The sequence below is a fragment of the Methylicorpusculum sp. genome, from assembly GCF_030651835.1.
Classification (GTDB): domain Bacteria; phylum Pseudomonadota; class Gammaproteobacteria; order Methylococcales; family Methylomonadaceae; genus Methylicorpusculum.
The window spans coordinates 45934-67535 of record NZ_JAUSBX010000107.1; the positions used below are offsets into that span (position 1 = coordinate 45934).

Below are 21602 nucleotides of genomic sequence, written 5' to 3' on the forward strand. Positions count from 1 at the left end.
ACGGGGTTACGGCTATGTCTTATCAACCAGCCGGGTTGATGTCTGTAGCCCTAACCCTGACTAAGGAACGGGCATGAAACAACTTATTCAAAGACTGTAAGGGGTTCGGAGGCTCGATTGACAGGTGTCGGCGTCAGGGATTGCCGCCGTCAAGTCTACACGGACGCATTCACGGCGTCCCGTCAGGCGAGTCACCGAACCCCACAAACAGTTCTGCTTGTGGAAGTTATTTCATGCTTATTCCTAAGCCAATCTGATCAAAAACATCCAGTTTCCTGAGTATCTGTTCACCCCTTCCGATTTAATGGGGTGTAGGTAATTGATTGAAAAGGCTTCTGCAACAGGGATGTTGCAGAGAGCTTCATGGACGAATTCACGCGTCCTTTGAAATCAATCACCTACATCCAAAATTCAACGCGGGTGAGTAGTTACAAATCTGTGTCTGAAACCGTTGCCGCAGGCAACAACGGTCAACCCGTTCATTCACAAATGAATGTCGCCAAATTGTAAAGCCGCCAGCCGCGCATAAAGTCCGCCTTGCGCTAACAGTGCCTGATGCGTTCCATTCGCTACAATTCTGCCTTTATCCATCACCACAATGCGATCGGCGTTTAATACAGTAGCCAAGCGATGCGCAATAACCAGCGTGGTGCGATTTTTCATGACTTGCTCCATCGCTGCCTGTACCCATTTTTCACTCTCCGCATCCAATGCGCTGGTCGCTTCATCCAGTAGCAGGATAGGTGGATTTTTTAAAATGGCTCTGGCAATGGCGATACGCTGGCGCTGGCCTCCGGAAAGTCGGATGCCTCGCTCGCCTAAAAAGGTGTTGTAACCCTCAGGAAGATGGCTGATAAATTCATCCGCCGCAGCCGCTTTTGCCGCCGCTTTAATCTCATCATCGCTAGCATCCAGTTTACCCATCCGAATGTTTTCCATGACATCTGCAGCAAAAATAACCGTATCCTGAGGAACAATACCGATACTGCGACGCAACTGATCAATATCAGCCTCGGTTATATTTGTTCCTCCCAAACGAATACTACCGTGCTGCGGGTCGTAAAAGCGCAGCAATAATTGAAAAACGGTACTTTTCCCTGCTCCGGACGGCCCCACCAAAGCCACAGTCTCACCCGGTTCAATCGTTAATGAAAAAACGTCCAATGCGTATTGTTCGGATCTTGACGGATAACTGAAGTACACCTGATCGAATTGAATCCGGTCAATAGTCCGCGGATTAATGACTATCGGATGCTCAACCCGGCTCAGTGTCGGCAACTGATTCAACAGCTGTAAAATACGCTCCATGGCACCAGCCGCTCTTTGAACATCACCCCAAACTTCAGTTAATGACGCAGTATTGGAAGCCACAATGATCGCATACATCAAAAACTGGCTTAACTCTCCAACAGTCAACTGACCCGCCATCACGAAACGGGCGCCGATCCAGATAACCGCCATGATCGCGCTGAACACAATAAAGAGTGCAAATGCGGATAATAAAGCGCGGGCTTTTAAACGGCGCCTAGCCGTGGAAAAAGCAGTTGCCACCGAATCATTAAAACGACCGGAGTGATAAGTCTCCAATACATAGGCTTGAACAAGATGAATCGCATTCAGCGTTTCACCGGCTATCGCACTGGATTGTGCAATAGAATCCTGATTGATTTTGGACAAATACCGGACCTTTCGGCCAAAGAAAATGATCGGAAATATCACCAAAGGCACAATCACAACAATCAGTCCGGTCAACTCGGGACTGGTTAGTGTCAACATAAAAAGACTGCCCATCAGTAAAAACAGGCTGCGCAACGTGACCGAAAGACCGGCGCCGACCACCGACTGCACCAATGTGGTATCGGTGGTCAATCGGGACAAAACTTCACCGGAGGGCGTCTCTTCATAAAAGACCGGATCCATCGCCAAAACATGTTGATACAAAGTTGAGCGAATGTCGGCAACTATACGCTCACCCAGCCACATGACCAGGTAATATCTCAGTGCTGAAAACAAGGACATCACGACAACAATTGCCAGCAGAATCAAAAAATACCGGTCGATAACCGCTTGCTGATTAACAAAAAATCCCTGATCGACAATATTCCTGATAACTAAGGGGAGAGAAAGCGATGAAGCTGCAGCTATCACCAGTGCAACAAACGCCATCAGCATTCTGAGTTTATAGGGCTTGAAAAAAACGGACAGCCGGCTGAATATTTTGATTTTTGCCGAGGCTACACGGGCAATAGATTCATTCAATGAAGTGAGTTCTCTTGTCGTAGTTAAGATAATAAAAAAGCCGATCACGGTTAGACAAACTAACCCTGACCGGCTTTACTCTGTAGCTTTAGACGAACTAAAGTTCAAACGGGGTTTATTACATTTTATGATTTTTCATCATTTGCATCATATGCATATGATGCGATTTCATGAGTTCAATTTGTTGATCTTTTAGTGCCTGTTTTTTAGCAGGGTCGGTTTCTGCGAGAATTTTATTGGAAAGATCATGCATTTTAAGGTCATGTTCTTGCCTCATCTTCATATGCTCCATCATTTTGGATTCATCCATGTTCCCCATGCCGCCTTCTTTACCGCCTCCCATACCGGCCATACCTTCTTCTTTACCAGCACCCATGCCAGCCTTATGTTTCATGGGTTTATCCATTTTCATATCGGACTTTTGGGGCATATTATCTTCCATCGCCACAGCCAGCGGTCCAAACTGGGTCAGCACTAAAAATAAACAGGTTTTCATTATTATATTCATGGTGTCTCTCCTCGTTAAATTGCATACCGAACATAACACGTTAATCAGCATCAGTCATCTGTTGACAAGGTTGAATTCATAAAAATCAGGCACTCATTTAGTGCTAAAAGTATTTTACGCACCACTATGAAACAAAATAACTCCTTTACTTTCTCCTTAGCGCCTTTAAATCCCAATTAATTCAAGTAATTGCCAAACAAGATGAGTAAGGAACATTTATTGCTATATAGTGAGCTAACGCGCCCCATTATGAATCGTTCCTATACTTTGCAAGCCTGTTTCTGTCGCAAACAATTAACCGTCCGTTGCCTTTTTGTTCAGCTAATGCCCAATATAACCGTCTTGAGTTCATCGCAGCCGGGCATCCCGACACCTGATATCATGCCAACAAAATGAGCCGTCCTATTCATCAAACCATTTCAAAAATTCGCCGGGATTATAATTCCTGGGTTGCCGATGAAACGATGGAAGATTACGCGCTCAGATTTGCACCGCGCAGTTTTCGTAAATGGTCTGAATTTCAGGTAGCCAACACCGCATTCGGATCGACATCATTTTTAGTGCTTGAGGCTATTGGCGGATTTTTGTCCATCAATTACGGATTCACCAATGCTTTCTGGGCCATTTTAGTGGTGGGTTTGGTCATTTTTATTACCAGCTTTCCGATCAGCTATTATGCGGCCCGCTATAACATCGACATTGATCTGCTAACGCGCAGCGCGGGTTTTGGCTACATTGGCTCAACCATAACCTCGCTGATTTACGCGTCGTTTACGTTTACCTTATTCGCACTGGAAGCGTCCATCATGTCGCTGGCGCTGGAATTATATTTTCATATGCCGCTGGCTCTCGCTCATGTGGTCAGCGCTGTCCTGGTGATACCACTGGTGACCTTCGGCGTCACCACGATCAGTAAATTACAATTATGGACGCAACCCGTCTGGCTCATCATGTTGATTGCCCCTTATGTCGCGGTTTTTGTACATGAACCGGAAGCGCAGTTAACCCTCTCCACTTATTTCTGGATCGCCGGAAGCGGCAAGGGATTCGATGCATTGCTGTTTGGCAGCGCGGCAACGGTGGCTTTTTCGATGATGGCTCAGATCGGCGAACAGGTGGACTTTTTAAGGTTTATGCCTGAAAAAAAACATGAGAATAGATTTCGCTGGTGGGCCGGAGTTTTTGCAGCCGGCCCCGGCTGGATTTTATTCGGCATGCTCAGACAATTAGGCGGTGCCTTGCTGGCTCATCTGGCAATCCGAAATGGAATAAGCCCGGAGCATGCGCATGAGCCGACACAAATGTACCAAATTGCCTACGGTACGCTGTTTAGTAATCCGGAATGGGTTGCAGCCTGCACTTTAGTGTTTGTAATTATCAGTCAGCTCAAAATCAATGTCACCAATGCTTACGCCGGATCGCTGGCATGGTCGAATTTTTTCTCCCGCCTGACCCATACCCATCCGGGGCGGGTTATCTGGCTGTTCTTCAATGTCGCGATTGCTTTGCTGTTGATGGAGTTTGGCGTATTCGGCGCTTTAGAAAAAGTGCTGGGCCTTTTTTCGCATATGTCTATCGCCTGGATCAGCGCTGTAGCCGCAGAGTTTTTAATCAACAAACCGCTAAAATTAAGCCCCCCAATCGTCGAGTTTAAAAGAGCCTACCTGCCGGATCTGAATCCGGTCGGCATCATTGCAACCCTCGTGGCTTCGGTGATATCGATTTTGTCTTACATCGGTCTGTTTGGTGTCTATCCTCAAGCTTTTTCGGCTTTTATCGCGCTTGGGCTGGCTTTTCTATTAAGCCCTCTGATGGCCTGGCGGTTCGGTAACAGACATTACCTCGCTCGCGACCGACATGAAAATAACAGTGCCGCACATCAAAAATGCAGCATCTGCGAAAACCAATTTGAACAGGAGGATTTAGCTTATTGTCCGGCTTATTCGGGTTCTATCTGTTCCTTGTGTTGCACTCTGGACGCCCGCTGTCTCGATGCCTGCAAACCTGGTTTTAGGCTGGACGATTACCTGGAAGTGTTTGCCAACCGGATCTTCCCGGCCAGCATGTCACTGCACTCCAAATTAAGATTACTGCGCTTTTTTCTGTTATTCGGATTTTTGACCATACTCACCAGTATTTTCATAGGCATTATTTATTACCAGGATTTATTGGTTGCGCAAAAGTACTTGCCCTCTTTCGACCTCTTATTAGCCAATTTCGTCAAAATTTATGCCTCTCTGCTGGTCTTCATCGGCTTGTGTACCTGGTGGTTGATATTGAACGACGAAAGCCGCCGCTTTGCGCATGAAGAAACCGCCAAACAAACGCAATTATTATTGATGGAAATCGACGAACATAAAAAAACCGATATAAAACTGGAACAGGCGCTGAAAATGGCTGACCAGGCCAATAGCGCGAAAAGCCGCTTTTTAAGCAATATGAGTCATGAAATAAGAACACCGCTCAACAGCATCATAGGATATGCCTATGTCTTGCAAAAGGACCCGGCCATCCCCGAACATCGACGCTCCGCCATCGACATTCTCAAACGCAGCGGCGAACATTTATCCTCGTTAATTGAGGATATTCTGGATATTGCCCGCATAGAAGCCAGAAAGTTTGAATTAAAATCCGAACCTATCAACTTTCCGGTATTTATTGAACATTTAGTGAGAATTTACAAAGCTCAAGCAGAGGATAAAGGCTTGAATTTTTGCTGCCAGATCACTCAATCATTGCCGCAACGCATCAAAGGTGATGAAAAACGCGTTCGGCAAATATTAATTAACATATTAAGCAATGCGGTTAAATTCACTTCTTCAGGAGATATCCTGTTCCGTATCGGCTACAGCGGTGAAGTGGCTACCTTTCAGATAACCGATACGGGCCGGGGTATCAGGGAAGAGGAATTACAAAATATTTTCCAGCCTTTTACGCGTTTGATGGATACGGCCGATCATCCTGTTTCAGGCAGCGGCTTGGGGCTCACAATCAGCAAAATACTGGCAGAAATCATGGGCGGTGAACTCACAGTAAAAAGCCTGCCTGAACAGGGATCCACCTTTACTGTCCGTTTGTTTCTGCCCAATCAGGGCGGGGATAACTACATCGAGCGAGAGGCCGACATTATCGGTTATCTCGGCCCCCAAAAGACGGTCTTAATCATTGACGACCAACCCGAACACCGTGATCTGATGTGCTCCATTCTGCGGCCTTTAAGGTTTAATACATTACAGGCTGATTCCGGCGAAGCCGGCTTATTGGCGGTTGCTCAACAGATTCCTGATTTGATCCTGCTGGATATCAGCATGCCGGGCCTGGATGGCGTTGCTACGGCGATACAACTGCGCCAGCAGGGCCATACCTTCCCGATCATCGTACTAAGTGCCAACGCCTACAGCTCAGACCGGCTTGCAGCTATCCACGCCGGATGTAACGATTTTCTCAGTAAACCGATACAGATAGCAGATCTGCTATACAAGCTCAAACTGCATCTTGCCCTGGATTGGGTTTACGAAGGCGAAGAAGATCCTGACAACAAGCCCGCAGTTACTATCGCGCTGATTCCTCCAGACTCGGAAGTTCTCGAAATATTGCAGGCTTTTGTTAGAATTGGCGACATTTTGGGATTGAAAGCCGCGATTCATCAGATGCAAAAAAACGGCAGGATACATGAAGGCTTTTCAACAAAACTGATCGCACTGGCCGATGATTTTAAACTTTCAGAACTCAAACAAATACTGACTTATGCAACATGATAACTGAACCCCTTTTCCATAACGGGACGGTCATGATTGTCGATGATACCCCCGGCAATCTGGCTATGCTGTCTGACCTGCTTTCCGAAGCGGGTTATCGCGTTCTGGTCGCTACTGACGGTGTCTCAGCCATCGAACAAATCGGCTTTTTAAAACCTGACATTATATTGCTGGATGTGATGATGCCCGGCATTGACGGCTTTGAAACCTGTCAACGTTTGAAATCAGACCCTGCAACTGGCGATATTCCGTTGCTGTTTATGACTGGTTTGACTGAATTAGAGCATTTGCTGAGAGGTTTTGAGGAAGGTGGTCTGGATTATATCGTCAAACCCGTTCGTCCCCCTGAAGTGTTGGCCAGAATTGAAGTGCACCTGAATCAAGCCAGACAGATGCAACAAGTTCGAATGGCATTGGATCATAGCGCAGTCTCGGTGGTGACGGTCAATACAAGCGCTGAAATCACCTGGATGACCGTGGCGGCCAAAACCATACTCCATTCAATTACAGAAAGACAAGTGGCGTCTGAACAAAATGATTTTGCTGATGCCCTGCCATCGCCCATTCACGATTGGATCATGCAAGCCATCAAACACTCTGTTACTTCAGGAGCCGATCAAATAGGGACAGATTTTGCCTATAAAGGCATAGTATTCACCCTAATGCCTTGTGAACATTCTCCTGAATATCTGCTTTTTCTTTCAAAACGACAGGAAACATGGGATTTGGACGCACTGCGGGAATCACTCGGTCTGACCGGGCGAGAAGCTGAAATACTGATGTGGATTTCACGGGGTAAAACGAATAAAGAAGTGGGCATCATCCTCGGCAGCAGTCCCCGCACGGTCAATAAACACCTTGAGCATATATTCGAGAAGCTGGGCGTATCAACCCGAGCTGCGGCAGTTGCCAAAGCATTTCAATCAAGTTAATGATCGCAGTTGAAATCAGATTTTCAAGACCTTGCCTTCATATGAGGATGGCTAATCGCTTGACGGAATTAGACTAAGACCGAAGGCGTATCGCAGCCGTAACCTTGAACATAGTCCACCTTCAAATCCAGCAGCATTTTTAAAACTGCATCATTTTCGACAAATTTGGCAATGGTTTTTTTACCCATCAAGTGAGCGATATCGTTGATTGACTTGACCATCTCCAATGAGACTGGATCGGACTCGATATTACGGACATGGATACCATCCATTTTAAGGAAGTCGACTTGAAGATTTTTAAGATAAGCAAACGATGAAAAGCCGCTACCAAAATCGTCCAGAGAAAACAAGCAACCCAACTCTTTAAGCGAGATGATGAATTCTGTTGCCGAAGTCAAATTGGCAATAATGGCGGTTTCAGTGATTTCAAAACAAAACTTATCGGGCGGCAAACCCGTTTTTTTAAATTGTTCGACTAAAAATCCAGACATATTTTTGCCCACCAGACTGGAAGCGGAAAGATTAATCGAACACAACGCTAAGGCCTGCAAGCGATCAGGTTGCTGGAGGAACCAGTCGAATAGGTTACGGATTACCCATTGGTCCAGCTCAACAGCGAGTTGATAACGTTCTGCTGCAGGAATAAAAGCGCACGGCAAGATCACATTGCCATCCTCGTCTTCCAAGCGAATCAATATTTCGTAATGCTCGCCCTCTTCCACGCTGGAATTTAAAGCCATGATCTTTTGCCGGTAGAGCTTGAATCGATTTTGGCTTAACGCATCCTTGATTTTTTCAGGCCAGGGCAACTCATTTTGACGCAGGATATTGGCCTGATCCTGTTCGTCAAATACGTGAGATCGGTTACGACCGCCTTTCTTGGCAAGGTAGCAAGCCATATCCGCACGCTCCAACAGATCATCAAAGGCGCCGTTTTCAGCATTAATCAATACCAGACCGATACTGACGCCGATCCGAAAACATTTGTTTTCCCAATAAAACTGAAATTGTTCGATTTGCTTGTGGATACGCTCCGTTGTCACCAGCGCCTGCTGCAGCGAACAATGTTCCATCAAAATAGCAAACTCATCGCCTCCCAAACGGGCAATAGAATCTCTGTACCGGATCAGTTTTGAGAATTGGCCGCTGATTTGGCGCAGCAGTTCATCTCCGGCCGAATGATTACAGGTGTCGTTTACAATTTTAAAATTGTCCAGATCCAGATAGCATAAAACATGCTCGGAATTATTGATTTTCGCCGTATTGATAATCCGTTTTAAGCGCCGGTCGAACTCACTGCGATTGATCAGGTCAGTCAATGAATCGTGAGTGGCCTGATGAGAAATTTGTTCTCGCTGAAGAAGTGCTTCTGTGACATCTTCCTGGATTGCAACGTAATGAGTCACGCACTTATCGGAATTCAGCATGGGGGCTATGGATTGTTGAGCCCAGTACAATTGACCTGTTTTCTTTCTATTTTTAAAAACACCCCGCCAAATTTGACCTGAAGAAATAGTATCCCAAAGCATCTTGTATTCAAACGGGGGCGTTTCGCCTGAACTGAATATACGAGGATTTTGACCTAACACTTCATCGGCGGTATAACCTGAAATATCAACTATTTTGGGATTGGCATATTCAATCGTTCCGTTACTGTCGGTGATGTATATCAGATTAGGGCTGTTTTCAACCGCCAGATTGAGTTTACGCAGCATATTTTCGGAAAGTTTACGGTCATTAATATCCCTGATGACACCGTAAGTGCCGACAAACTCTTTATTGTCCTGTTTCTTTTTATAAATGCCTTTGGAACTGAGTACAATCGTGATCGAATTGGCTTCAACATATTTTGGCTCGTCACTGTTCTTGCAGCAAAGCCGCAATTCAATCGCTTTGGTCGAACGGTCACCTGTCCTGCGTTCATTAAAAGCATATTTGGCCTTTTCCATATCAGGTTTGTAGACGAGGTCGGAATAATGTTTACCAAGGACTTCCTGTTTTTCGTAACCTAGAATTTTGGCTATAGCGTTATTCAAAAATACAAATTCCCCTCTATCGTTCAGCATATAAATGATATCGGGCGAACTGTCGACGAAAAAGCGATGCAGTTGCTCGGACTTTGACAACTGCGCCTGGATCTTGCTGTTGACCTCTTTTAAGCGGATTTTTTCAGCCGCCATTTCAACCGAGTGTAACAAGGCTTCAACCGCATAGGGTTTTTTAATGAATTCCTGAACAAAGTTGAAACGCAAGGATCTGGAGGCTTGAGAAAAAGTGGCTTCACCACTGATAATGACGACCTGAACGTCTACCTGTTGACGGTCAATATATTCCAGCAAGTGGTGCCCGTCGTGAATGGGCATATTCAAATCGAGCAGAATCAAGGTGACATCACGCTCGTTGATATATTGAATAGCCGCTTCCACATTACCTGCAGTGACGACACGATAACCTGAAAGCCTCAAAATATCTTGAAGGCTATCCCTTACTTTAGGTTCATCGTCGATAACGAGAATCTCAATATCGGAATTTAAATCAGGTCTTGCATCCATTTTATGGCCTTTATTATGAGATGCTTATTATAGTAGGGGTTATGTTTTACGGGGTAGAAAAATCTGAAAGCTTGTTCCTGCGCCAGGCACAGAACTACAACTTATCGTACCGGATAATTCATCGGCAAGATTTTTGGCAATAGTCAGGCCAAGTCCTGAGTGCCCTGCACCTTTAGTACTGATCACGGGGCTGAACAAGTTATTGCTGATCTTTTCCGGAAAACCGGGACCATCATCTTTTATTTCAATTTGAACGCAGCATTTACTGCCCAGATAAACCCGGTCCTGGGTAGTAATCGTGACATCCCCCCCCCCGGAAGAGAGGGCTTCGGCTGCGTTTTTGATCAAATTAGTCAATAACTGTTTAAGTTTGGGTTTGCTTAGCGCTATTTTTGGGAGCTTATCATCCAGCTTTAAAACTGAATTCACTCGATAAGACGTAAACAGACCGCCTTTAAACAATGAGACCAGATCTTGTATCAAGACGTTAATATCAACGAGGTCGTTGTCCTCGTTGATAGCCCCCTGAGTATCCGAAAGGGTAAGAATCAACTCACCGACACGATTGATTTCCTGCTGGATAAGCCCTATTTCCTGAGGACTGTTCTCTCCGAGTTTTTGGCCCAGTAAATAAAGATAATTATTGATAATACTCAGCGGATTATTGGCCTCGTGTATAACCTTTTTTGCCTGTAGCTGAAAATCTGTCTGAATAGTATTGAGGCGGTCAAGAATGAGCTCATCAATCTGACGGTGATTTAAAAAAGATTGTGCCGCTTCGCCTGAAAACATCGCAATCAGGCCCAGCTTAGCTTTCAATTTAGGCAGATCGGTTGCTTCTAATCCTGCTGCAACCACGCCCAAACAGTGATTTTTTGCAATCAACGGAATCACCACCATGCCTTGAGCTGCCAGCAGACGGCAAATTTGACGGTCGACAACAGGAAACGGGTCCGGCAGTACCGTGTTAAACGAATCCAGTATCCGTTTTTGTAACAAGGCATTGGCAGCCAGACTCCGATTTTCTTTAAAATCGATCGATAGCTTGGATAAAGTCTCGTCTTTTGATGAGGAATAGCCCTCGAGCACCATGTTTTCCTTGTTTAACAGAAAAACAGCGGTTGCGCTGAATCCGAACAGCACTTTTAAATCTCGGCGCATCTTGCCGATGACATCATCGATCTGGTCGGAGTAGTCATTATTACGAGTTATTGCGCCGATGAATGCCAAATCCTTTGTGTGCTCTCCCAAACGTTTCAAAATGGCATTGCGCTGATCCACCCTGGCTTTAATGACCGCCGTGCTGTCGTCCCGTTTAACGAGTGAGATACCTAAACTTCCCGCGGTTTTATTCACTTGCGCCATCACATCGGATGATATTTCCTCCAACAAGGGCTGACTCAGCCCGAATAATGCATAGCCGCTTTCAAAAACCCGTGCCTCGCGTGGGCTATCGAAGCGGCTTAATTGTGCTGCCAAGTTAACCAGTTTGACTAACGCAGAACTGTCCAAAATAGCGGATATTTCTTGGTTTTGATAATGAACAGCATCGGCAATGAATCCTTGAACATTCCAGGTATCTATTATATGAGCTCCAATTTCATTATGGGAAATGCCGATAGCCTTTTTTTCAAGCACCTCGATAACGTCTTCGGAATGCTCGCTTAACAAGGCAGAGTATTCTTTGGGAAAACATTGCAGTAAGACCAATTGTCCCAAACGGTGCAGCAATCCGGTCAAATAAGCTTGATCAGGTGAGACAAAACCAGTCAATTTGGCAAGCCTTCGTGCGAAATGAGCACAAGCCAGCGATCTGAACCAGATGACTTCAAGAAAGTTTTGCTGAGAGGCCGGTATCTGACTAAAAAACTGCTGAGTCGCACTGGTCATCGTTATGGTCTTTAAGGTTTCCAGACCCAAAACCACCACTACCCGGTTTAAATTCTTCAGCTCTCCGAACTGCTGATAGAAAGACGAATTAGCCGCCGCTAAAACCTTTGAACTTAGCCCTGCATCCTGTGCAATAATCCGGGTTAAATCATCAAAGCTGGTTTGCTGATTTTGAAAAGCCTCGATCAGGCTCAACAATACTTTAGGAATAGCAGGAAGCTGATGAGTATCAATCCGGGCAAGAATTTTTAACAAGGCAGCATCCATAAGCTTTTACCGGACCGTGGCTGAGGTGTTACTTGCCATGGATCGCTGACTAGTCCGCATATAAGTTTCCTGTATGATCAACGCATCGGCGCTGGCTCTATGACGGCTCAATTGTAAATCAGAAATAACCTGTAATTTGGTTTCTTGCCACATGTTCATTTGCGCTTCATTCAAGATCATTTCAAGATCTCTCATACTAAATAGCGTTTTAAAACCCGCGGTCTGAAATAAATTATCCAGCCAGGGCTTGTCTATACTGCAACAATCGGTGTAAACAGTGTCTCCTGATAAAATTTTATTGATGTCCTCAGCCACCTTATCAACTGATTGTCCATTGGCAATGAGTGTCTGCCGAGTAATGCCATGAACTTTTTCGGCTTCTTCATCCCAATGCTGCCACTCAGGCGCCGGCTTGATCAAGCTGCAATATTTTTTACCACAAGCCAAAACAATCCCGATTTCGATTGGGTAACTCATTTTTCCAAATCCTGAAGCTTCGATATCAATAACACTGGGCTTGAACAAAAAAACTCCCTGCTTGATTTAGATGAAATGATTGATAGGCTTTTCGCTAATGAAGTTTAGAATAAAAAACTAATTTTAGGCCCAAAATAGCCCTAGAAAACGCTTTATTTTGGAAAAGCACTTTTTAATCATTACAGCAGAATAATAAAAATGGCTAATATTCTCATCGCCGGCTGCGGCGATATAGGCATCCGCCTTGCCGGATTATTGCACCGGAAAAATCACCAAGTAACGGGCATAAGAAGACATCCCCCAGAAAATTTGAATGAAACCGTTAATTTCTATCAAGCGGACCTTACTGAAACGTCAAGTTTTGCTGCTCTGCCTCTAAATTTTGACGAGGTGGTTTTTATGCCCACGCCGGGGCAGAGAAGTCTGGCCAGTTATCAGGCTGTTTATGATACGGCTTTGGAAAACCTGCTAAAGCATTTCGAAAAAGCGGAACGCCCGCCGCACTGGTTTTTTATTTCCTCCACCAGTGTTTACGGACAATCGAACGGGGAATGGATTGATGAAGATTCTGTCACTGAAGCTAATACGCCGTCAGGACAAATTATCCGTCGCGCTGAGCTTAGGCTTTTAACGGTTTTACCGGATACCACGATTGTTCGATTTTCCGGTATTTACGGACCCGGCCGCGAATACTTACTGAACTCAGCCCGGACTGCACCAGAAATTATGCGTGATCCGCCTTACTATACTAATCGCATTCATCAGGACGATTGCGCAGGTGTTCTGGACTTTCTTATCGGCTTGCGCTTAAAGGGTGAAAAATTAGCGACTTATTATCTGGCAAGTGATGATAACCCCGCCCCCCAATGGGAGGTTGTAAGCTGGATGACAGAACAACTGGGGTGCCTGCCACCTGCTGTCAAGCCACCATCGACTCCGCCCGATCTCAACAAACGCTGTGATAACAAACGCCTAAAAGCATTGGGTTATCAATTAATTTACCCTGATTACCGTAATGGTTATTTGCCGATGATTCAAAAAATAGTCACTGATCAAATCAGTTCTGCAGCGGCCAAATGAAAGGAATGAGCCCCACTGTCGTTATAGCGGTGATAATATTCATAGGCACGCCGACTCGTAAAAAGTCTTTGAAATGGTAACCGCCAGGCCCGTAGACCATCAGGTTGGTCTGATAACCCAAAGGCGTTGCAAAACTAGCTGACGCTCCCATCATTGTAGCAAACACAAAAGGTTCAGGATTTAAACCCTGGCTGCCGGTAACTGCCAGCACGATCGGAAGCATCAGTAATGCGGCCGCATTATTGGTGATCACCTCAGTTAGAATTGACACGGTAACATAAGTTAATCCCAGTAAAATCCAGGGATTGCCGTCAGCAACTGATAAAATATGACGGGCTATAAAATCCGCCGCGCCACTGACCTGCAAGGCGTTACCCAAAGCAAAACTGGCAGCAATGCTGACCAGTACGGTCAAATCCAGACTACGTCTGGCCTCGGCTATACTGCAGCAGCCTGTCAATACGATGAGCGCTGCACCCACCAGGGCAGCATTCAACATGCTGGTCAACCCAAACGTTGCGGCACCGATGACTCCCAATAAAAGTACCCACGCCAGTTTGGCGCGTTGATGATTCGGTCGAGTTTCTTCCAAATCATTGATTAACAAAAAATCGCGTTGTACCCGTTGCCGGGTAACAAATGCAGGCCGCGCTTCAAGTAATAATACGTCACCGGGCTGCAATTCGATTGATCCCAAATTACCCTGAATGGCTTCGCCGTCTCTGGCCACGGCAAGAACCACAGCACCGTATCGATCGCGAAAATGACTGTCCCGAATAGCCTTGCCAATACTGTCACAACGCTGTGACACAACAGCCTCAACCAGACAGCGCTCCGGAGTGTCCTTATCTATTACGGGTGTCTGGCTATCCGATGGAACCAAGCCATTAATACGCAAAATATCAAAAATTGCGCTGGTCTCACCCACAAAGACTAACCTGTCCCCGCCCTGCAGTTTTTCCTCTGACGAAACCGCAGTCACAATACTTCCGTGACGTTCAATCTCAACCAGATAGATGCGCTGAAGGTTCCGTAACCCGGCCTTTGCAACGGTTACACCTTCCAGTGGTCCATTGTTCGCCACAGCCACTTCAAAGGTAAACTTTTTACGATCGGCAAACTGCTCGGCTGCACTTTGTCTGTTGGGCAACATAAAAGGCATGCATAACACAATAAATAAAACACCCACCACTGCGACAGGTAAACCAATCAAAGTGATATCAAACAACTCAAAGCCTTTTTTTCCCGTTAATGCTTGATATTGCCCATTCAGCACCAGGTTTGTGCTTGTTCCTATCAGTGTCAATGTCCCACCCAAAATGGCGGTATAACTGAGCGGTATCATTAATTTGGATGGCGCGATACCAATACGTTTGGACCAGCGAGTGACCGCAGGAATCATGGTCGCTACAACCGGCGTATTATTCAGGAATGCGCTTAAAGGTATTAGCGGTAAAACCAATCTAAGCAAGGCACCTTGAGTCGTTTTCGGATTACCCAGCAATTGATTGACCACCATTTCGACGCCTCCTGTCGAGCTGATGCCAGCAGCGATAACAAACATAGCCGCCACCGTGATCAAGCCTTCGTTGCTAAATCCGGAAAGTGCTTGCTTGGGATCCAATACACCGGCGACACTCAATACAGTAAGTGCTACCATGAGCACCAAATCGGGCGTGAAACGTGAAAAAATCAGTGTCAATAAAACACCGGCAGTCAGTAAAACAGTAAGCCAACCGTGCCAATCCATTCTTTACTCTTAAGTTTTGAGAAACGCAATTTAATGCGGCATTATAAGATAAATTGATTTATTGAGTGCCGATTTTAGTCCATCGGCTATTGAGGGGTATTTGCCGCTTCTTATCACTGGATAAGGCAGAAAGAGTGGAATTCTCTATGTCAGAAACAATAAGGCAATGGGTAACCATTGACCCGTCAGAAGTACTTGATGATTGTCTGTATTGGTTAACAGCAAGGCCGCTGTTTAATTCGACAAGCTCGTATTTTGCCCCTTATCTGAAGGATCAATTAGAGCTCGTCGAATCATAAGCAAAAATGAATTGATGCCCTTCCCTGGCACTATCTGCTGATTATCCTTCTGAAAGAAATTAGCTCTTTCCCGGCAACATACCAACAGAACCCGGTTTTATGCGCTTGCACTCAACGACTACATCTTCCATGTGACAACGAAAACCGGTTTCTTTGGGGTTATCACAGGGCGTACAAACCGGTTTACCGGAATCTTTAATTTGTTCCAAATGCCAACCATAACCTTGAGTTTGGCAGAATTTTTTACTGAATCTTTTAATATTATAGTTTTTTGATGCGCTGGCTATTGCGGCTGACTCTGCTTCACATTTAGCTGAAGGTAGCGTATTGGCCATCAGTTCACGATATATATAATCGGTTGCCAACGCATTGCCTGCCGTAAAAGTGAGTGAGGCTGCAAAAATTAGTTTTAAGATTTGTCTCATAGTGATTTCCTGCTAAAGCGGTTAGGCTAAGCGCAACGATTTAAGTCATAAGTGATGCGTCTTGAATCAGTCAAAACGCTGATAGTGTTTGCCGTTACCTGTTACCTATAACCCGAATGTTCATTTGCTTTTCTTCCTCTATCAATTGTTGCTTGATAGGTTCGAATTTTTCATTTTCATTCATTTTAACCATCAGTAAAACCGCCACTAATGAGAAAGTAAACAAGCCGACATATAACCAGAACCGGTCTTTTTTGGGTTCTTCTAGTATCATAATTATCTCCTGATTAATGAGTATCTCTGTAAGCTATAAACTTGACCCGATATAAAAACAACACAGTAACTGCTTGTTTATTCGAGTAAAGTCCAACGCAAACGTTTATTTGCCATTTGGTAGTGCATCGATACTATAAGAAGCAATAAAGGAAATGTCAATAAATTATCGATTCGATACGATGTATTTTATCGACATAATCCACGGCAATCAGAAAAACCGTTTGACGTGAAAACATTCTCAATAGGGGAAATGGACTTGCTGAACCCCAACTTTATGGGGATGAGCAGCGAAAGATATAAAATTAAAGAAGAGTATGTTCTTGACAGATTTTTTCACTGTCACTTTGGGTCAAGGTTTCTTTAGTTAATCCGCATAAAAAGCCGTCATTCGTATGCGTAAAGAACTTACACGTTTTACATAAACCAAAGGAATTGGATTTATGGGCTTTTTGCAATGCAGTCAACGCATTAATAAAAGGCTCTTCAGTTAAATCCGGATTATGTGCTTCCAAAAACAAACCCGCATTACTAAAAAGATCAGAGGGATAGGCTTGACCCAACATCAGTTGCCCCTCTTCCGTCAGGTAAAGATGAACCATCCGCTTATCGGCTAAATCGGCTTCTTTTCTGACAAACCCTTTTCTTTCAAGCAAAAGAAGCGTTTGCGAAACAGTACCCTTGGTCATGCCCAAGTAATTGGTCAACGCAACCGGTGTATTGCTGTATTTGTTGCAACGCGACAAATAATCCATGACTTGCAGATGCACCACCTGCAAACCCATTTCTGTGCAACGTTTTCGTTCTTCCGAACGAATTAATGCCGCCATTCGTTCAATTAACTTGTAAACATCAACTTTTTGCATAGAGCTTCTTAATTTTTTATAACTTAGTTGACAAATGAAATGGAACTAAAATACATTATGCCCTGTTTCGATTCGAAACTAAATGGCTTTTTGCCACCTTTTTTCAAATCCAGGATGGAATACAATTCCTCAACCCCTTGTGGTTCAAGGCCGACAGTGTGTCGGCCTTCTTTTGGGAGCTTAGTAACGCTTATGTCAATGTCTCATGTTTTTGATACCTACGCTAAAACAGCCAAAGGCCGGATAATGCACTTCGATGTTGTGCTCGATAAGAAAGATCCGGAGCAAGCCATCAACTATGCTAAAGAATGGTTAGCCAGCATTGGCGAATCGGACGCTATCGTTAATCAAACCAATTGTGTATTTTGCCATAGCGCCGAAGCGCCTACAGATATACGCAATGAAATCGATGCTAATGGCTATTGCATTCTGAAACTCGAAGGTTGTCCGAAATAGATACCTGTAATAGGCTGTGCGTTTATAGCAGGCCTCATTTGGCCTGCGCCAGCCTGAGAGACAAAAGATCATCTAATTGACAATCTCACACTGACCTCCGGATCACTCCTTTTAGGATCAAGTTCAGTTGACAGTAAAAATACCCTGTTACTGGCTACACCCAATTCCTGCAGATATTTTGCAATATTGCCTGCGCGTAATACGGCAAGATCATTTAACCGTTGCTCTTCCGGCGGCAAAAGCGCCTCAAGTTTTTGCCGGGCAACTTCATAAAAATCGCCACTTTCACCCTCTTTCAACCTTGGTGTTCCGAAAATGGAGAAATCAGCCAATAACGGGAATTTCTCTATAAACTGTTGCGCCAACAATTCCTTGTATTCTTCGTCAGAAAGTTCAATGTATTCTGAACGGGTTCTTTCCCCTTTTGCGCGCAATTCCTTGGCTTTGATTTTTTTCAGCTGATCTTTCAAGGCTTCATAGCGCATCGCCGGCCAATCCAAATCCTTAAAAGCGGCCCCTTTGACTTCAAGACTGAGCGCCGGTTTACTGGCTAATGCTTTAGCTATCGCATCGAGTTTTGTCTTTTCATGATCGTTCAGCTCCGAGTTCCCTTCACTAAAACCAACCAGACTAAGATCCTCATCACTGCCAAAATTGACCAGCGAGGCAAGCATCTTAAAAGGTGCTGAAGCAATTTTGCCGATGACATTGCCCAGCGCTTTGAAAACCAGTGAGCTGACACTGAATTGAGGATCATCCAGACTACCGGAGATGGGCAATTCAAGATTGATTTTCCCATCGCCGTCTTTCATCAGTGTAATGGCTAATTCCAATGGCAAAGACACCGCCTTCGGATTTTCAACTTTTTCACCCAAAGTAAACTGATCAATGAACAACTTATTTTCTGCTTCGAGTTTGTTGTCAGTGATGGTGTATTTCAAATCCAACGACATTTGCCCTTTTTCAATTTTATAGCCGGCAAATTCTGCCATATAAGGCGTGACCAAAGGTAAAGGCATATCCTTGAATTTCAGCTCTACAGCCGAATCACCGGAATCCAGACTGTATTGACCAACGATATCAACTTTCGCTAAATCATAAACTTTACCATCCAAATTCAATTTTGCCGTCGCACCTTTATCGGAAGAAAGGCCCTGCAGATTCCCATTGAGCCGGGTCATTTTGGTAACAAAGGGGAGTATCAATGAGTAATCGGCAAAATCGGACATGCCGTCCTTGAGTTGAATCGCACCGATTCTAAAAACCGGTGAATTTTTTGGCTTTTCCTTCGCCTTTTCTGAAGTTGGTGTTGCTCTGCCTGCATCCGTGTTATCGGCAATCACATCATCGAAATTGGTTCCCCCTTCTTTTTTGATGAGCAGCCTTATATAAGGTCTGTCAAAAAGTACATCCTTAAGGAAAAACTGTTGCTTGAGTAAATCTACATTGATTTTTGTCAAATGCAGGTTTTCCCATTTAACAAAGTCACGATGCTGGTTTTGATCACGCAGCAATAAACTGTCGACATTTGCATTACCGTTATATTTCAAATCCAGCTCACCGGAAGGCGTTAAAGCTAGTGAAAGACTGCCATCGGTAGAGAGTCCTCCATCGATAATATCCAATTTCGCAAACTGCTCCAAATAAGGTTGAAATCCTTTCAAAGGCAAGTTGTTAAGAGCCACTGAAAAATCAGCTGAAAAAGGATCAAGAACTGCATCCCCAGCGATACCGACCTTGCCTGACTTGTTGATCTGGGCTTTAAAATCGATGGGTAATGCCGTCGTTTTCAACGTATCAAAACCTTTAACCTGAAGATTCAAATCTGAAAATTCAATCGCGAAAGGCTTTTGTTGATTTCTATCCGCAAAACTGATCTGATAATCATTGATAACCAAGTCATCGACAGCAACTTGCCACCCAGGTTGGCTGGCATTCTTGCTTTCATGAACAGGGGACGTTTCTTTATCCGTGCCTTTTGCAACAAACAAGTTTTGCAAATTAAACGAGCCGTCCTCGTTTAACCAGGTATTGAGTGTCGCGTCAGCCGTGTCAATTTTTGCCAGCTTGACGCGTTGCTTACCCCCTTCCACGCTAATTCCCTGAACAGCCAGTGTTGGAACAGTCACTACCTGATAATTCTGACCCGTATCGGTTATCGTCAGTGATTTAAGGTCGGCTATACCTGCCGATATCGAATAATTCACAACCTGATTGGCATCATCAAAAGCAAATTCGCTTTGAGATTTCAGCTGCTTTATCGTAATAGCCGGAAAATGCTTAAATCCATCATGATGAAACAAACCCACTTCAGCCAGATTCATCTGATTTTGGCCAGCACTCAGTTTTAACTGATTAACCGATTGCTCGATAGCCAAAAAGGTATTCCAATCGAGGCGTTTAACTCTGATTTCTGGCATGTCTTTTCCGCTGACATCCAGGTTATCCATTTCCAGCCGGGTATTTTTGCTTTGCAGAGACAATCCTTTATCTTCAGAGCGTAAAACAAGCCCTGCCTGAAGATTCATTTTGTCAGTCAAAATTAGAGTTTGGGAGCCCCCCTGATCGTTTAGCGATAATTTAAAGCTTTCCAGGTCTATTTTTGTTTCCGGAGCATCCAGTTGCAAAATCCGATTGTCATAATTCAATTCATAACCAACTGAAGCTGCAAGTTGACCTTTTTCCAGAAAAACACCAGGAACATCTTGAAGAAATAAGGAAGCAATTCTGGATAAATCAACTTTATCCAGTTTGATCAAACCTTTGGAGTGAATCGGTTTAAGACTGCCTTCGCCTGACCACTGTAATGTTGTTCCAGAAAGAAGCGCCATGCTAAGTTCAAGATTGGCCGGATTATCCCGAAATGTAGAGAATTCCGTCAGTTTCAGGTTAATAGGTTGTAGGGTTTCTTTTTCCACTGCGTTGGCTCGGGCATGTTCCCAAAGTGCCGAACCATCCGACAAATTTAATTGATGAATCAGTAAAGGAAATAGACCTTCAGAGGCTTCTTGATCCTCTTGAGTATCCGAGCCAAGGTCATCAAAATTAAAAACACCGTTTTGATTTTTAGCCACCCGGACAAACGGCTTATCTAGCTGAAAAGCATCGATGACCAAGCCAAATTGTCTAATCGAACTGAATACAGCCAAATCGGCGTACAGCCTATCGAAAGCAACAAAAGCCTGACCATCCTTGTCTTGCAAGGAGAACCCTTGAATTTCCAGACAAAAATCAAACGGATTAAATGCGATCTTTTCAACAGAGGCATGACGACCTGTCGAGTCATGAAGCAAACCGGGAAGTTGCATTTTCAATAAAGCCGGCAAGATATAAAAACCCGACACAGTATAAAAACCTGCAAGGACCAACGTGATCAAAGTGGGCTTTATGAGTTTTTTTACCATACCTGATTCAAAAAAATGCACTGATTGCCCCCCTACAATTCTAAAAGACGCTTAAATCAAGTCCGGCAAAAAGCACAACATCTTGGTGGAATATTGATCTAAAGCTGCTTATTTTAGCCTTTAACTTTTTTTATATCCGGGAATCTTTCAAATCGAAAATTTTCAACGAGTTGCTGATTAAAATAGCTTACAACACTATAGATGAATCGCTGATAAATAGTCCCGCTAATCGGCAATTCCCAATTTGATGTTAAAAAAGAGGACAAGTTAAATCACCCCCGGCAAAGCCGGGGGCTTATATCTGTTAGCCCCTCAAAGGGGCATGTTCATGAACCGCCTAAAGGCGGATTTGCTTGCCCAAAGAGCGTTAGTTGCTCGTAACGTTCTTCTTTACGCTCTTGCTCGC

The 21602-nt window shown here is 44.5% G+C and carries 15 protein-coding genes; 5 read left to right on the forward strand and 10 right to left on the reverse strand.

Features of this window, described 5'->3' with window-relative positions:
- Positions 1-483: 483 nt before the first annotated feature.
- Together Q7V32_RS14145 and Q7V32_RS14150 are read right to left on the reverse strand one after the other, a co-directional pair.
- Positions 484-2259, reverse strand: coding sequence for an ABC transporter transmembrane domain-containing protein (locus Q7V32_RS14145; protein WP_304897632.1), 1776 nt, complete (start codon positions 2257-2259; stop codon positions 484-486).
- A gap of 118 nt (positions 2260-2377) precedes the next feature.
- Entirely contained in the window at positions 2378-2767 is a 390-nt protein-coding gene (locus Q7V32_RS14150; protein ID WP_304897633.1) for a hypothetical protein, read from the reverse strand.
- Positions 2768-3159: 392 nt separating this feature from the next.
- Between Q7V32_RS14150 and Q7V32_RS14155 the strand changes: the two genes are divergently transcribed.
- Positions 3160-6525 carry an ATP-binding protein gene (locus Q7V32_RS14155; protein ID WP_304897634.1) on the forward strand — a complete coding sequence of 1122 codons (3366 nt, stop codon included), beginning with the start codon at positions 3160-3162 and terminating at the stop codon, positions 6523-6525.
- A complete protein-coding gene (locus Q7V32_RS14160; protein ID WP_304897635.1) occupies positions 6522-7457 on the forward strand; it encodes a response regulator transcription factor in 936 nt (311 codons plus the stop codon). The genes Q7V32_RS14155 and Q7V32_RS14160 overlap by 4 nt, the downstream gene beginning before the upstream one ends.
- A gap of 68 nt (positions 7458-7525) precedes the next feature.
- Here Q7V32_RS14160 and Q7V32_RS14165 read toward each other — a convergent pair whose 3' ends face one another.
- The 3 genes from Q7V32_RS14165 to Q7V32_RS14175 are packed head-to-tail and all read right to left on the reverse strand — an operon-like array spanning position 7526 to position 12691.
- Positions 7526-10009, reverse strand: coding sequence for a GGDEF domain-containing protein (locus Q7V32_RS14165; protein WP_304897636.1), 2484 nt, complete (start codon positions 10007-10009; stop codon positions 7526-7528).
- A gap of 39 nt (positions 10010-10048) precedes the next feature.
- On the reverse strand, positions 10049-12166 hold the full coding sequence (locus Q7V32_RS14170) for an HDOD domain-containing protein (RefSeq protein WP_304897637.1): 2118 nt from the start codon (positions 12164-12166) through the stop codon (positions 10049-10051).
- Positions 12167-12172: 6 nt separating this feature from the next.
- A complete protein-coding gene (locus Q7V32_RS14175) occupies positions 12173-12691 on the reverse strand; it encodes an exonuclease domain-containing protein (protein ID WP_304897638.1) in 519 nt (172 codons plus the stop codon).
- A 150-nt stretch (positions 12692-12841) separates the two neighbouring features.
- Between Q7V32_RS14175 and Q7V32_RS14180 the strand changes: the two genes are divergently transcribed.
- Positions 12842-13723: an SDR family oxidoreductase gene (locus tag Q7V32_RS14180; RefSeq protein ID WP_304897639.1), complete on the forward strand. Its 882-nt coding sequence runs from the start codon at positions 12842-12844 to the stop codon at positions 13721-13723.
- Here Q7V32_RS14180 and Q7V32_RS14185 read toward each other — a convergent pair.
- Positions 13701-15473, reverse strand: a complete 1773-nt coding sequence (locus Q7V32_RS14185) for an SLC13 family permease (RefSeq protein ID WP_304897640.1) — start codon at positions 15471-15473, stop codon at positions 13701-13703. The genes Q7V32_RS14180 and Q7V32_RS14185 overlap by 23 nt on opposite strands.
- Before the next feature lie 146 nt (positions 15474-15619).
- On the opposite strand from Q7V32_RS14185, the gene Q7V32_RS14190 reads away from it, so the two are divergent.
- The gene (locus Q7V32_RS14190; RefSeq protein WP_304897641.1) at positions 15620-15772 is read left to right on the forward strand and encodes a hypothetical protein; all 153 of its coding nucleotides are present in this window, start codon (positions 15620-15622) and stop codon (positions 15770-15772) included.
- A 59-nt stretch (positions 15773-15831) separates the two neighbouring features.
- Here the strand turns inward: Q7V32_RS14190 and Q7V32_RS14195 are convergent, their stop codons facing one another.
- The 3 genes from Q7V32_RS14195 to Q7V32_RS14205 all read right to left on the reverse strand — a co-directional run bounded on the left by Q7V32_RS14195 (position 15832) and on the right by Q7V32_RS14205 (position 17336).
- A complete protein-coding gene (locus tag Q7V32_RS14195; protein WP_304897642.1) occupies positions 15832-16197 on the reverse strand; it encodes a hypothetical protein in 366 nt (121 codons plus the stop codon).
- Positions 16198-16291: 94 nt separating this feature from the next.
- Positions 16292-16471: a hypothetical protein gene (locus tag Q7V32_RS14200; protein ID WP_304897643.1), complete on the reverse strand. Its 180-nt coding sequence runs from the start codon at positions 16469-16471 to the stop codon at positions 16292-16294.
- Positions 16472-16775: 304 nt separating this feature from the next.
- The gene (locus Q7V32_RS14205) at positions 16776-17336 is read right to left on the reverse strand and encodes a MarR family winged helix-turn-helix transcriptional regulator (RefSeq protein WP_304897644.1); all 561 of its coding nucleotides are present in this window, start codon (positions 17334-17336) and stop codon (positions 16776-16778) included.
- A gap of 198 nt (positions 17337-17534) precedes the next feature.
- Between Q7V32_RS14205 and Q7V32_RS14210 the strand changes: the two genes are divergently transcribed.
- Entirely contained in the window at positions 17535-17792 is a 258-nt protein-coding gene (locus tag Q7V32_RS14210) for a DUF2024 family protein (protein WP_304897645.1), read from the forward strand.
- A gap of 68 nt (positions 17793-17860) precedes the next feature.
- On the opposite strand, the gene Q7V32_RS14215 is transcribed toward Q7V32_RS14210, so the two are convergent.
- Entirely contained in the window at positions 17861-21196 is a 3336-nt protein-coding gene (locus Q7V32_RS14215; protein WP_304897646.1) for a DUF748 domain-containing protein, read from the reverse strand.
- Between the last annotated feature and the right edge of the window lie 406 nt (positions 21197-21602).

Bases quoted from the DNA above. Each gene is read 5' to 3' on its own strand.
- Q7V32_RS14190 (WP_304897641.1), top strand. From the start codon at position 15,620: ATGTCAGAAACAATAAGGCAATGGGTAACCATTGACCCGTCAGAAGTA.
- Q7V32_RS14215 (WP_304897646.1), bottom strand. From the start codon at position 21,196: ATGGTAAAAAAACTCATAAAGCCCACTTTGATCACGTTGGTCCTTGCA.
- Q7V32_RS14195 (WP_304897642.1), bottom strand. From the start codon at position 16,197: ATGAGACAAATCTTAAAACTAATTTTTGCAGCCTCACTCACTTTTACG.
- Q7V32_RS14200 (WP_304897643.1), bottom strand. From the start codon at position 16,471: ATGATACTAGAAGAACCCAAAAAAGACCGGTTCTGGTTATATGTCGGC.
- Q7V32_RS14210 (WP_304897645.1), top strand. From the start codon at position 17,535: ATGTCTCATGTTTTTGATACCTACGCTAAAACAGCCAAAGGCCGGATA.
- Q7V32_RS14170 (WP_304897637.1), bottom strand. From the start codon at position 12,166: ATGGATGCTGCCTTGTTAAAAATTCTTGCCCGGATTGATACTCATCAG.
- Q7V32_RS14155 (WP_304897634.1), top strand. From the start codon at position 3,160: ATGAGCCGTCCTATTCATCAAACCATTTCAAAAATTCGCCGGGATTAT.
- Q7V32_RS14150 (WP_304897633.1), bottom strand. From the start codon at position 2,767: ATGAATATAATAATGAAAACCTGTTTATTTTTAGTGCTGACCCAGTTT.
- Q7V32_RS14165 (WP_304897636.1), bottom strand. From the start codon at position 10,009: ATGGATGCAAGACCTGATTTAAATTCCGATATTGAGATTCTCGTTATC.
- Q7V32_RS14160 (WP_304897635.1), top strand. From the start codon at position 6,522: ATGATAACTGAACCCCTTTTCCATAACGGGACGGTCATGATTGTCGAT.
- Q7V32_RS14205 (WP_304897644.1), bottom strand. From the start codon at position 17,336: ATGCAAAAAGTTGATGTTTACAAGTTAATTGAACGAATGGCGGCATTA.
- Q7V32_RS14185 (WP_304897640.1), bottom strand. From the start codon at position 15,473: ATGGATTGGCACGGTTGGCTTACTGTTTTACTGACTGCCGGTGTTTTA.
- Q7V32_RS14180 (WP_304897639.1), top strand. From the start codon at position 12,842: ATGGCTAATATTCTCATCGCCGGCTGCGGCGATATAGGCATCCGCCTT.